Source organism: Streptomyces sp. NPDC101234, from assembly GCF_044767525.1.
GTDB classification, from domain to species: Bacteria; Actinomycetota; Actinomycetes; order Streptomycetales; family Streptomycetaceae; genus Streptomyces; species Streptomyces sasae.
In genome coordinates this window covers 56280-68769 of record NZ_JBIWOA010000043.1, presented here as the reverse complement: position 1 = coordinate 68769, position 12490 = coordinate 56280, and the positions used below count along the sequence as shown (strand labels likewise).

Genomic DNA, 12490 nt, shown 5'->3' with positions numbered 1-12490 from the left:
CCCCTATTGACGACGAGAATCAACAGAGTTGATGATTTCCTCATTAAGGCAGTGTTGCTTGGAGGACACCATGTCCCACATCCCCGTTGACGAGGGCGGTCCCCTCACGCCCCACCAAGACCTCCACAGTGAGCAGGGCGCCCTGCGCGGAGAGCACCCCGGACGAGCCCGGAACCCCGTGATCAAGGTGGCGGACCTGGCCTGGCTGGAGTTCGAGAAGCCGGACCTGGACCGGGCCGAGGTGTTCGCCCGCGACTTCGGCTTCGCGATCGCCGCCCGCACCGAACACGAGTTGTGGCTGCGCGGCACCTTCGCAGGCTCACCATGCATGGTCATCCGGCGCGGGCAGGCCTCCCGCTTCCTCGGACCGGCGTTCCGCACGGCCGAGCGGGCCGATGTGGACCGGCTGGCCGCCGCCGTCGGACACACCGTCCGGGACATCGACGTACCGGGCGGCGGCCGTTCCGTCGCCCTTTTCGACCCCTCGGGCCTCCCGGTCCGGGTGGTGCACTGCGCCGAACCGCTGCCCGCGCTGCCCGAACAGCCGCCGCTCACCCTCAACACCGGCACCGAACCCCGCCGTACGAACAGCACCCAGCGCCCGCCCCGCGAGCCGTCCCGTATCCAGCGCCTCGGCCATGTCGTGCTGGAGACACGGACGTTCACCCGCACCCTGGACTGGTACCTGGACACTCTCGGGATGATCGTGTCCGACTTCCTGTTCCTGGACGGGCAGCGCGGGCGCGGTCCGACCATGGCGTTCATCCGCTGCGACCAGGGCAGCCTGCCCGTGGACCACCACACCCTCGCCCTGCACCTCGGGCCCGGGACCGGCTACGTCCACTCCGCCTACCAGGTCACGGACCTGGACTCGATCGCCGTCGGCGGGGAGTACCTGGCCGAGCGGGGCTACCGGCGCAGCTGGGGGATCGGTCGGCATATCCAGGGCAGTCAGCTCTTCGACTACTGGCGCGACCCCGACCGCTTCATGCTGGAGCACTTCGCCGACGGCGACCTGTTCTCCTGCGACCTCGAACCCGGATGGGCGCCGATGTCGGCGAGCGGCCTGGCCCAGTGGGGCCCGCCCGTCACCCGCGACTTCCTGGGCACCAACCCCTCTCCCGCCAAGCTCCGCGAGGTCATGACGGCCCTGCGCGACGACAACGAACTCGACCCCGCACGCCTGCTGGGCCTGATGAAAGCGATGAGCTCATGAGCACCAACGTTCTGCGCACCCCCGACGGCTGGTGGGCCGTCCGGGACGAGCGCGCCGTCCGCATCGAGACCAAGGCGGTCACCACCGCCGAACTGCTCGCCGACCGGGCCGCCGTGCGGGAGGCCGCCGCCTCCGGCGAGAGCGGCACGCCCGTCGCCGACCTGGTGGTACTGCCCCCGGTCACCACTCCCTGCCGGGTGGTGGCCCAGATGGTCAACTACCGCAGCCACGCCAAGGATTCGGGGTTCACGGGCGAGATCCCGCCCACCTTCTTCCGCAAGGCGTCCGGCTCGGTCAGCGGCCCGCACGAGGCGATCGTCCGCCCCGCGCACGTGAGGTTCCTCGACTACGAGGTGGAACTCGGCCTCGTCATGGGCGCGCCGCTGCCCGTGGGGACGGTGGTGGAGGAGCGGGACCTGCCTTCGTACGTCGCCGGGCTCGTCCTCACCAACGACGTCAGTGCCCGCGATGTCCAGCTGACCAAGACCCAGTTCTACGAGAGCAAGTCCTACCCGACCTTCACACCGACGGGGCCGTACCTGGCCCTGCTGGAGCCCGAGGACTTCGCCCGTCTGATCGACCTGCGGCTGCGGCTGAATGTCAACGGCGTACCGCGCCAGGACCGCACCCTGGCCGACATGATCGTACGACCGGCGCAGGCGCTCACCCTGCTCGCCCGTTTCCAGACCCTCGACCCTGGCGACCTGCTGCTGACCGGCACTCCCGGCGGCACCGCGCTGAAGGCCCCGCCCAAGCCGGTCGAGAAGATCGGAGCCCTGCTGCCGCCCGCGCTGAAGTGGAAGACGTTCTTCAACAGCCAGGCCAGGAACCCCCGGTACCTGCGCAACGGCGACCTCGTCACCGCCACGATCGCGACCCCCGACGGGCGCATCGACCTGGGCGAGCAGCGGACCGCCGTGGCGGACGCGACGTGAGCGCCGCGTCCCGGAGACCGGTGGTCATCATCGGCGCCGGGCCCGTGGGAGTCACGGCCGCGCTCCTGCTGGCCCGGCACGGAGTGCGCAGCCTCGTCCTGGAACGCCACCGGGACGTCTATCCCCTGCCGCGCGCCGTCGTCGTGGACGACGAGGTCCGCCGGATCCTGCAGAGCGTCGGCATCCACGAGGAGTTCGCCGCCCTCGCCCGGCCGGCGCGCGGGCTGCGGCTGCTGGACGCCCGGCACCGTGTGATCGCCGAATTCGCGCGATCCCGGCACGGGCGTCACGGCTTCCCCCAGACCAGCATGTTCGACCAGCCGGACCTGGAGCGTCTGCTGCGCGACGCTCTGGCGCGCCGCCCTGAGTGTGAGCTGTGGGGTGGGGTGGAGGTCGTGTCCATCGCCCAGGACGCAGACGGGACGGCGCCGGTCCGGGTGACCTTCCGACGGGAGGACGGTGCCGACGAGGAGCACGTATGGGCAGATGCCGTCCTCGGCTGCGACGGCGCGGGCGGTCTCGCCCGTGACGCCATCGGCGCCGTATGGGAGGACCTGCGCTTCGAGGAGAGCTGGCGGGTCGTCGACGTGCGCACCAGCCGCCCGGTGCGCACCTGGGAAGGCGTCGACCAGGTCTGCTGCCCCAATCAGCCCGCCACCTTCATGCGCCTCGGCGAGGACCGCTACCGCTGGGAGTTCCGGCTGCCCGCCGACGTACACCTGGACGGTCCGGGCGGCCGGGAACGCCTGCGCCAGCTGGTCGCCCCCTGGCTGGACGTGCCGTCCGACGCCGCGGGGGGCGACGACTTCGAGGTGATCCGGCAGGCGCAGTACACCTTCCGGGCCCGCCTCGCCGACCGGTGGCGCCGGGGACGCGTCTTCCTGCTGGGCGACGCCGCCCACCTCACCCCGCCCTTCATCGGGCAGGGCCTGTGCGCGGGCCTGCGCGACGCCCACAACCTGACCTGGAAACTCGCCCTTGTTCTCCAACAGGGCGCGGACGACGGGCTGTTGGACACCTACGAGCGCGAGCGCAAACCGCACGCCCGCTACGTGATACGGCTCGCGGTGGCCATCGGCTGGGCCATGACAGGTGGACAGGACCGCGGCGCGGCACTGCGCCGCGCCGTCGTGGGCGCGGCATGCCGCATCCCGGGCGTGACCGCGGCCGTAAGCCGTGACCTCAGCCCCGCGCTGGCCGCAGGCCCGCTCGTACGGCGCCGCCCCGGGCTCATCGGGCGCGGGCTGCCCGGCGCCTTCTGCCCACAGCCCTGGGTGACCGTCGACAGCAGGCGAGTACGCCTGGACGACGTCCTCGGAGACTCCTTCGCCGTCCTCACCGCCATGCCGCCCACCCCACAGATGGCGGCAGTGACCACGGCGCTGGACGCACCCACGATCCACGTCGACGGCCTGGGCGACGACGGCACCCTGGCCGACTGGCTGGCACGGGGCCGGGCGGACGCCGTCCTGCTGCGCCCCGACCGCGTCGTCATGGACACCGTCCCCGCCGGCACCGGCGCCTTCCCGGGCTCCACCGCCTGGGCCTCCCTGCTGCACACGGCCCGCCGTACCACCGACGCCCGGCCCGTCCCCCCGCCGAGGAGCACCGCACCATGACCACCCAGCACCCGACGCCGTATCCGCAACCGTTCCTGCCGCCCGACCCGAGGACGGCCGCCGGCAGCCGCATCGCGGACTTCGCCCGCTGGGCCACCCGGCACCAGGGCGCCGAAGCAATCCAGGACGCCACCGACTACCGGACCCTGCACCACTGGTCCGTCACCGACCTGGAAGGTTTCTGGGCCGCGGTATGGGAGTACTTCGACATCGACGCGACCACCCAGTGCGAGCGGGTACTGACCGAGGAGACCATGCCCGGGGCGCACTGGTTCCCCGGCGCCACCCTCAACTACGCCCACCACGCGCTGCGCAACCTGCACCCGGACGCACCCGCGATCACCGCGCTGGACGAGACCGGAGCCGGCTACGAGATCACGGGCCGGCAGCTGCGCGCCCAGGTCGCCTCCGTCGCCGCCACCCTGCGCGACCTGGGCGTCGGACAGGGCGACCGGGTGGTCGGCTACCTGCCCAACACCCCCCACGCCGTCATCGCCTTCCTCGCCACCGCCAGCCTGGGAGCGGTGTGGTCGGTCTGCGGCCAGGACTACGCCCCCAAGGCCGCCGCCGACCGCTTCGCCCAGCTCGAACCCACGGTGCTCATCACGGCGGACGGCTACCTCTTCAACGGCACCACGCACGACCGCCGCGCCGCCTCCCTCGAACTGGCCGACGCCCTTCCCACGCTGAAGGCCACGATGCTCGTGGACCACCTGGGCCTCACATGGCCCGAGGCCCAGCACACCAGCCTCACGGTGCCCTGGGACGACGCCGCCAACCGCACCGAACACCTCACCATCATCCCGGTGCCGTTCGACCACCCCCTGTGGATCGTCTTCTCCTCCGGCACCACCGGACTGCCCAAGGGCATCGTCCACGGCCACGGCGGCGTCCTGCTGGAGCACCTCAAGATCCTCGGCCTGCACTGCGACCTGGGCGTGGGGGACCGCCTGCTGTGGTACACCACCACCCACTGGATGATGTGGAACCTGGTCGTCTCCACCCTGCTGACCGGCGCCACCACCTGCACCTACGACGGCAGCTCCGCGCCGGTGGCGCGGCCGGACATCCTGTGGGAGCTGGCGGCCCGCCACAAGGTCACCGTCTTCGGCACCAGCCCCCAGTACCTGCTGGCCATGGCCAAACTGGGCATCGAACCCTCCACGCACGACCTGTCGGCCATCCGCGCCGTCGGCAGCACCGGCTCCGCCCTGCCCGCCTCCGCCTACCCCTGGGTCCGCGACCACGTGGGACCCGGCATCCAGCTGGCCTCCACCAGCGGCGGCACGGACATCGTCTCCGCCTTCGCCGGCAGCGCCCCCACGACCCCGGTGTGGGCGGGAGAGCTGTCCGCCCCGAATCTCGGCGTGGCGCTGGCGGCGTACGACGGCGCGGGACGGCCGGTCGTCGACCAGGTCGGCGAGCTGGTCGTCACCCGGCCCATGCCCTCCATGCCGCTGTACTTCTGGAACGACCCCGACGGCAGCCGCTACCGCGACACCTACTTCGGCGCCTACCCGGGCGTGTGGCGGCACGGCGACTGGATCACCCACACCTCCCACGGCTCGGTGATCGTCCACGGCCGCTCCGACGCGACCCTCAACCGCAACGGCGTACGCCTGGGCAGCGCCGACATCCACGACATCGTCGAACGACTCCCCGAGATCACCGAGGCCCTCGTCATCGGCGCGGAGGAACCCGACGGCGGCTACTGGATGCCCCTCTTCGTCGTCCCCGCGCCCGGCGTCACCCTGCACGACGTCCTGCGCGAGAAGATCCGCGACGCCATCCGCACCGGCGCCTCACCCCGCCACGTCCCCGACGAGATCCTCGCCGTGCCGGCCATCCCGCACACCAGAACCGGCAAGAAACTCGAGGTCCCGGTCAAGCGCCTCCTCCAGGGCGCCCCCGCCGAGCAGGTCCTCAATCCCTCGGCGGTCGACAACCCGGACCTCCTCGCCTACTTCGCCGGCCTGGGAACCCAACGCCGCCAGACACGTCACCCGCACACCGCCGAGGACGCCTCATGAGCCTCCCCACCGCACTGGCCTGTCTCATCGTGCTGATCTTCACCCTGCTGGGCGTGGCGAAGACCATGGCGCTCGGCCCGATGCCCGGGCTGGCCGCCCACGCCGGCTTCACCACCGCCTCCTACCGGGTGATCGGTGCGCTGGAGCTGGCAGGCGCCATCGGCGTGGCCATCGGCCCGGTCCTGCCGCTGCTCGGACAGCTGGCCGGTCTCGGCCTCCTGATGCTGCTCACCGGTGCCGTGACCACACACATGCGCAAGGGAGACGCGCTGCCCAGACTCGTCCCCGCGGTGGTGTGCGCCGCGCTGGTCGCCTGGTATCTCGTGCTCCTGGCCGGTGTCGGCTCGTGACGGTGGCCGAACGGTGCGACGGCCACCTGTGACACGCAGGAAGGTTCTGCTCGTCTGCTGCTGCGCGTCGGCGGAGGCCTCTCAGCCCTGTTAGCGAGCCCGCTCCGTCACTGGCAAACTGAACGTGTGGTTCCGCTGATGACCGTGGCCGATCTGGCCGCGCCCTCATCTCTCACAGGCGCCGGCGTGGTGTCGACCTGCGCATTGCTCTTCACCGTCGCGTCGTTCTGGTGGCTCAACGCCAGACAAGGGCGCCTGAAGACGTGGGAGCCTCATGCCTTCGCGGCGATCGTCCACACTTCCACGGCCCGCCTGCGGCTCCCGCTCGTCCTTCACAACACCGGCCCCAAGCCGATAGTCGTACAGGACCTCCTCCTGACCTTCCCTGACGAGCCCGCTTCTCACCTGCCGCTGCTGTGGGTCTCCTCACCGTCTCGCCTCCAGCCGGGGCCGGACGAGGACGCGAAGCTGCCGGCAGGCTTCGTCGTGCCCGGCAGAGAAGCGCAACAACTCTTCATCGAGTTCGAGGCACCCTTCTCCGGGTTGATGCCGGAAGCCCGTGACTACAAGGTCCAGCTGCAAGTGAGAGTCGGCCACCGCAAGGGGTGGCGCCGTCTGCTGACGTTCACCTTGCGGGCCGCCAACATCGTCGATCCGGATCGCTACAACGTCTACAACAACGCGCCGATCGAGCTGACGAAGGAGGACCGGAAGCGAGCGGACGCTGCGCTTCTGGAGCTGTTGGACGAGCATGGGGACGTCTCCGCCACCGGCGAGAAGAACCAGCGGAACTCACCGAACGATGATGGCGACACCAGTACGTAGCGCCAGAGGTCGGCTTCACGCCATCCTCATCGGCGGCCGCTTTCCAAACCCCTTGCCCTGGGTCCTCCAGCGATTGCCGGGCCTGCCCCCTGCTCAGGCCTGGCCATCGACGTGCACGGTGGGAAACGATCAACCTCGTCGCGGGAAATCGGCTCGGCTCGGTCTGCATAGGTGCTGACCGGTACATTCCGTCGGTTCCCCTGACTGGCTGAGCAAGGCCCTTGCCTACGTCACCACGTCCTGCAACGGGATGCTCGGCATCCTCACCCCCGTCACCGCCAGCGGCCCCCGCAACCGGCGCTCCCGCCCTCGGCACGCCACGAGCGGCATCCCCACCGAGCGGCCCGCACCCAGTCCGCAGGGGCCGCGCTACCTGCTGGCCGACGACCGCTTCCGACCGAGCAGGTGGAGCCTCCGCCACGCGAGTGACGCACCTCCGCCGCGCTCCGCCCCCTGAAAACCCCACCTGCCTGTGCCACGGCTACCAGCCGTCGCGCAGGCATGTCCTGTTTCCGCAGGTGAGAAGCGCAGGACCTGGACCGCCACCGCCTCACCTCCTCATCGAGCCGATCACGAGGCTCAAGGCCCAACAAACGACGAAATACCGGTGAGTCACATGACTCGACCGGTAATTCGTGCACGCTTCGGAACGATCTCGTGAACGTCCCTGGTTGTGTCCGAGGGCCGGTGCCGGCACTGCAGCAGCGCAAGCGAGATGACTTGCACGAGCGTACGACGGTGACACCACCCTGCGGGCGTCATTCACAACGGCAAGTCGAGGGTGAAGGTCGACCCGGTACCGACCGTGCTGCTGACGGTGACCGAGCCTCCGTGTGCCTCGGCCAGGCGTCGTACGATGGCCAGCCCGAGGCCGCTGCCGCCGCTCCGCCGGTTGCGTGACTTCTCGGCGCGCCAGAAACGGTCGAAGACGTGCGGGAGTTCGGCAGGGGCGATTCCGCACCCCGTGTCGGAGACGTCGATGACGACGGCGTTTCTCCCGGGTCCTCGGTGCTCCGTGTCATGGCTGCCGGGCCCGTCCTGGTGTTCGGCGCGGGCGCGAAGCGTGACCGTTCCGCCTGCTGGTGTGTGTCTGATCGCGTTCGACACCAGGTTGTCCACCATCTGCCGGAGCCGGACGGGGTCGGCGCCGACCGTGATCGACGGGTCCGCCTCGCTGCGCAGACGGACACCGGCCGGGACGGCCGCTGCCTGGCCGGCCGTCACCACGCTCAGAAGGAGTTCGGCGACCCGCACCGGAGCCGGTGAGAGGCGAAGTTCGCCGGCTTCCGCCGCCGAGAGGTCCCGGAGGTCGTCGATGATGTGCTGCAACTGGAGTGCCTGCCCCAGCAGCGACGTCACGAGGGCGGGATCAGGGCGGGCGAGACCGTCCTCCACCGCTTCGAGCCAGCCGCGGAGGTTGCTGACCGGCGTGCGCAGTTCATGCGCGATGTCGTTGGTCATGTCACGGCGGAGAACCTCCAGTTTCTCGCGACGCTCGGACATCGCGTTGAAAGCGGCCGACAACCGAGCGACCTCGTCGCGACCTCGTACGGGGACCCGGGCGGTCAGATCACCGTCCTCCATGCGCGTGGCCGCCATGGTGACCATGCGCAGTGGGCGCACCAGCCGGATGCCCGCCAGGCTTGTGACGATCACGGTGACCAGGACGACGACGGCCGCCCAGCCCGCGATCTTCGACCTGTTCGTCGCGGACAGGTCGAAGAACGTCGTCGCGGTACGGCTGTCACTGTCGACGTACAACAACGCCTCCGGTGCCACGTACGGCGCGAGTTGTTGCGCGCGGCTCGTCGTCAGGCACGAGGAGACGGCCTCGCCCGAGGGAGCCGGAGTGCTGTGAGACGACCAGCCTCCCGCGATGTTCAGGATCACCGTCTGGGTGTTCCGGTGTCTCAGACAGGCGTTGACGAGTGAGTTGAGCGTCTCCAGCGGCTTCACCTCCGACGTGACAGGCCTGTTGAGAACGCTCACCGCGCACGGCCGGGTGAAGACGGAGCCGTCGTCGTCGATGCCGGGCACGATCACGCGCGGGCGCCCGCTCGGCAGGAGTTGGACGCGTGCCTGCACGCCCATGTCGTCGTCCACGCATTTCGCCACGCGGCTCGCCACCATACGCAGCCGCCCGGCGTCGTGGGCGGAGAGTCCGAAAGGGCCGACCGCCCTGGGATCGATCGCTGGTGCCGCCGACCCCGGGGTCCCGGAGAACTGGACGCCGTCCGCACCCGGGGCTGTGGTGCCCAGTTGCGCGTCGACGGACAGCGGGTTCACGACGGCGGTCGCCTTCGCGGGTGGCCGGAAGACGTGGCCCCGCTCAGGTGCGGACTCCGCCAGGACCCGTCCGTCCTCGGCCGTCAGAACCACTCGGTGACCCGCTTGCCGGCCGAGTCGCTCCACAGTGCTCCGCACCCCGCTCCAGCTGGTGTGGGTCGCCGCGTAGCCCATCAAGCTGTCGTAGACGCGGTCCTCGTCGGCGAGCGCCTGTCCCCGCTCCCCGCCGAGCGCGACGGCGGTGGTGTGCAGGACCACCCATGCCGTCACGGTGATCGAACAGACCGAGACGAGGGCCGACACCGCGAGCAGACGTATCAGCAGGCTGCGCCGTAGCGGGACCGCGGAGAATCGGGGATCGGCCATCCTCGATCGCACCGGCCCGGCCCGCAGCACTCTGCGGAACCGCACCACGAAGGCCGGACCGATCTCATCCACGGGGTGGTCATCCACGGCGTCGCGTCGGGTGCTCGTCCACGAGCTTGTAGCCCACCCCGTACACCGTCACCAGCGGCATGGGCGGCCGGCTGTCACCTGCGGCCACTCGCAACTTGCGGCGCAGATTCATGACATGCATGTCGACCGTCCTGGGCGTGATGAAGGGATCGGAGCCGTGCAGACGTTCGAGTATCTGACTTCTCGACAACACGTGGCCCGGATGTTCGGCGAGGATTTCCAGCAGCTTGAACTCACCGGGCGTGCAGGTGATGTGCTGCCCGTACGCGTGCACCTCGTGTCGTGCGACGTCGAGCGACACGGGACCCGCCCGCATGACCGAGTCGTGTTCCGTCGCCTCCGCGACGGAGGGCGTGGTCCGTCCGCTGCGCCTCAGCAGCGAACGCACGCGAGCCACCAGTTCACGCGGGCTGAACGGCTTGGTCATGTAGTCGTCGGCGCCGAGATCGAGACCGGCCAGGAGGTCGTCCTCCGACGACCTGGCGGTCAGCAACAGCACCGGCAGGTGCGCGAGACGCGGATCGGCACGGATGATGCGGCACACGTCGAGCCCGTCGATCCACGGCATCATCACGTCGAGCACCATGAGGTCCGGGAGCCGACGGCGAAGCAGGTCGAGAGCCAGCCGGCCGTCACCTGCCACCGTGACGGTGTGACCCTCGTGTTCGAGATAACGGCGAATCAGTTCAGCCTGATCAGCGTCGTCCTCCGCCACCACTATGTCTGCGCACATACGAGCTTTTCCAGAAGACATCTCGCGATGTCGGTCGTAGGGGAATTCCGTCCGGTATTTGCCGATCTCGTATCGACCCGTATCAAACAGAACGTCAAAGAATGGGCGATTTTTACCCTGCGCTCGGCAGCGGAAAGCTGCTGGACAATATAAGCGATAGGACGGCCGAGTCTGCCGTGGGCCATCGCCATCAGGACTGGGACCCGAAGGATTTGACCAGGCACGCGGTGTTGATCTGCTCGTAGTCACCGGGGACGTCGGCGGAGGTCAGCGTCCAGTTCATCGGTTGGTCGGCGGTGGCCGGTACGATCACCGCCGGAATGCCGTGGCCGCTGAGGCACTTCACTACGGCCACCACGTCCTGGTTGTAATGCGGATTCCTGGCGGGATCCAGCTCGGGCGGCTGAACCGGAGCCTTGTCCTTGCAAGCCGCCTCCGCCTTCGTGCGTACCGTGTCGCTCACCTGGCTGTTCGGCCCCATGCCGTTCTTGGCGAGACAACCCACGTAGATCTTCCGGATCTGCTCCCTCTTCTCCATGGTGTCGTCGAGCCGGAGCTGTACGCCCGGGGAAGCGTCCGGCGAGTCGTCCGGCGAGGTGGACTTTCCGTCGCTGAAAGCGGACGGGGAACCCGGCGAACCCGTGGCCGGCGGCAACGAGGCCACGGCCGTCTTCGCGGTCTGTCGGTCATGGCTGGAGCAGCCGCCGACCAGCAGCCCCCCGAAGATCACGGCTGCGGCGAGAGACGGCAGAGCGAGCCCGGATCGGCTCTGGTGCACCGGCATGTGCTGGTCCTTTTCCATGGAGAATTGAGCAGAGTTCATGTGGTGGCGAGTGCCTCGGTCGGGGTGAGCCGCGACGCGCTGACGGCCGGATACACGCCGGCCAGGACACCGACCGCCAGTGAGGCGCCGACTCCGCCGGCGAACATGCCGAGGGGGATGACGACGGGCCAGCCCTGGAGCACCGCGTAGGCAGTGGCACAGGTCGTCCCGATGGCCGCGCCGCCGCACGCGCCCAGCAGCGTCAGAACCACTGACTCGGTGAGGAACTGGCCTCGGATGTGTCCGCGGCCGGCCCCCAGGGCGCGCCGTAGGCCGATCTCACGGCGGCGTTCGAGGACCGAGATGTACATGGTGTTGGCCACGCCGATGCCGCCGACCGCGAGCGCGATGCCGGCCAGCGCGACGTACAGCGTCGAGTAGGTGCTCCGGGCGGCGCGCTGGGCCTTGAGCGCGTCGGAGGGATTGGTGACGCTCACGAAGCTCGGCAGCGGAGGATAGACCGTCGCGGCGAGTACGGACTTGACGGAGTCGATCGCGCTGTCCGGAGCCTTCGCGTAGACCACGGTGGGATGTCCGTCGAAGCTCAGGTAGTGCTGGGCCGCGCTCCACCCGACGAACACGGACAGTTCCAGGTCGGGATCGAGCGGCATGGGGTCGAGGATGCCGGTCACGGTGAACCACCGGTCTCCCAGCCGGAGCAACGGGGCGTCCTCGCCGACCGCCAGACGGCTGAAGCCGAGCGTGCCGGCGGCCTGGTACCCGAGGACCGCCGTCGGAAGTGCCGCGGTTCTCGCGTCGATGAAGTGTCCGGTGTGGACCGAGCCTCCGACCAGGTCGAGCAGATTGGGCCGGGTCGCCAGAACGGTCAGCGCGGCGGTGTCGTCGGGGTTGCCAGCCTCGGTGCGCCGCACTGACCGGTGGGTGTTGGCGACCTCGCTGGTAGCCGTCACGGGTCCGATCCTCGCGGCCATGTCGGCGGCCTGTGACGGCAGTTCGATCGGCTTCTGCCCCTCGGGAACCAGGGGCTGGGCCTTGAGCCGGTCGGTGCCCAGCGCGGTCAGCCTGTTCAGCAGGGCCTGCTGGCTGGAGGCGGGGACGGCGGTGACGAGGATCAGCGTGGCCACGCCCACCGAGATACCGAGAGCCGAGAGCAGGGCCCGCACCTTGCGCATGCGAAGTCCCATGATGCCGACCCTGATCAGGTCGGCGGGCCCGAGGCGGACCACCTGGGCCGTTCTCGCACCGTTGTCCCGGGC

10 protein-coding genes are annotated in these 12490 nt (G+C 69.8%); 6 read left to right on the top strand and 4 right to left on the bottom strand.

Annotated features, from left to right (window positions below; genetic code table 11):
• Nucleotides 1-70 precede the first annotated feature (70 nt).
• The 6 genes from ACIRR9_RS47150 to ACIRR9_RS47125 all read left to right on the top strand — a co-directional run bounded on the left by ACIRR9_RS47150 (nt 71) and on the right by ACIRR9_RS47125 (nt 6975).
• The gene (locus ACIRR9_RS47150; protein WP_403765422.1) at nt 71-1216 is read left to right on the top strand and encodes a VOC family protein; all 1146 of its coding nucleotides are present in this window, start codon (nt 71-73) and stop codon (nt 1214-1216) included.
• Nucleotides 1213-2151, top strand: coding sequence for a fumarylacetoacetate hydrolase family protein (locus ACIRR9_RS47145; protein ID WP_403765420.1), 939 nt, complete (start codon nt 1213-1215; stop codon nt 2149-2151). The genes ACIRR9_RS47150 and ACIRR9_RS47145 overlap by 4 nt, the downstream gene beginning before the upstream one ends.
• Nucleotides 2148-3770 carry a bifunctional 3-(3-hydroxy-phenyl)propionate/3-hydroxycinnamic acid hydroxylase gene (locus tag ACIRR9_RS47140; RefSeq protein ID WP_403765418.1) on the top strand — a complete coding sequence of 541 codons (1623 nt, stop codon included), beginning with the start codon at nt 2148-2150 and terminating at the stop codon, nt 3768-3770. Before ACIRR9_RS47145 ends, ACIRR9_RS47140 begins: the two co-directional genes overlap by 4 nt.
• Nucleotides 3767-5800, top strand: a complete 2034-nt coding sequence (locus ACIRR9_RS47135) for an acetoacetate--CoA ligase (protein ID WP_403765416.1) — start codon at nt 3767-3769, stop codon at nt 5798-5800. The genes ACIRR9_RS47140 and ACIRR9_RS47135 overlap by 4 nt, the downstream gene beginning before the upstream one ends.
• Nucleotides 5797-6150 (top strand): DoxX family protein, encoded by a 354-nt coding sequence (locus ACIRR9_RS47130; RefSeq protein ID WP_403765414.1) that lies wholly within the window; start codon nt 5797-5799, stop codon nt 6148-6150. The genes ACIRR9_RS47135 and ACIRR9_RS47130 overlap by 4 nt, the downstream gene beginning before the upstream one ends.
• A gap of 126 nt (nt 6151-6276) precedes the next feature.
• Complete coding sequence (locus ACIRR9_RS47125) at nt 6277-6975, top strand: hypothetical protein (RefSeq protein ID WP_403765412.1); 699 nt, start codon at nt 6277-6279, stop codon at nt 6973-6975.
• Nucleotides 6976-7737: 762 nt separating this feature from the next.
• Here ACIRR9_RS47125 and ACIRR9_RS47120 read toward each other — a convergent pair.
• From ACIRR9_RS47120 to ACIRR9_RS47105, 4 genes are all read right to left on the bottom strand, one after another.
• Nucleotides 7738-9699: a sensor histidine kinase gene (locus ACIRR9_RS47120; protein ID WP_403765410.1), complete on the bottom strand. Its 1962-nt coding sequence runs from the start codon at nt 9697-9699 to the stop codon at nt 7738-7740.
• Between the two features lie 7 nt (nt 9700-9706).
• Nucleotides 9707-10450, bottom strand: a complete 744-nt coding sequence (locus tag ACIRR9_RS47115) for a response regulator transcription factor (RefSeq protein ID WP_403765479.1) — start codon at nt 10448-10450, stop codon at nt 9707-9709.
• A gap of 190 nt (nt 10451-10640) precedes the next feature.
• Entirely contained in the window at nt 10641-11234 is a 594-nt protein-coding gene (locus ACIRR9_RS47110) for a hypothetical protein (RefSeq protein ID WP_403765408.1), read from the bottom strand.
• 35 nt (nt 11235-11269) lie between these two features.
• Nucleotides 11270-12418, bottom strand: coding sequence for an ABC transporter permease (locus tag ACIRR9_RS47105; RefSeq protein ID WP_403765406.1), 1149 nt, complete (start codon nt 12416-12418; stop codon nt 11270-11272).
• Nucleotides 12419-12490: the final 72 nt, after the last annotated feature.

Excerpts from the sequence above, each read along its gene's own strand:
- ACIRR9_RS47145 (WP_403765420.1), top strand. The coding sequence starts at position 1,213 with ATGAGCACCAACGTTCTGCGCACCCCCGACGGCTGGTGGGCCGTCCGG.
- ACIRR9_RS47110 (WP_403765408.1), bottom strand. The coding sequence starts at position 11,234 with ATGCCGGTGCACCAGAGCCGATCCGGGCTCGCTCTGCCGTCTCTCGCC.
- ACIRR9_RS47150 (WP_403765422.1), top strand. The coding sequence starts at position 71 with ATGTCCCACATCCCCGTTGACGAGGGCGGTCCCCTCACGCCCCACCAA.
- ACIRR9_RS47135 (WP_403765416.1), top strand. The coding sequence starts at position 3,767 with ATGACCACCCAGCACCCGACGCCGTATCCGCAACCGTTCCTGCCGCCC.
- ACIRR9_RS47105 (WP_403765406.1), bottom strand. The coding sequence starts at position 12,418 with ATGGGACTTCGCATGCGCAAGGTGCGGGCCCTGCTCTCGGCTCTCGGT.
- ACIRR9_RS47115 (WP_403765479.1), bottom strand. The coding sequence starts at position 10,450 with ATGTGCGCAGACATAGTGGTGGCGGAGGACGACGCTGATCAGGCTGAA.
- ACIRR9_RS47130 (WP_403765414.1), top strand. The coding sequence starts at position 5,797 with ATGAGCCTCCCCACCGCACTGGCCTGTCTCATCGTGCTGATCTTCACC.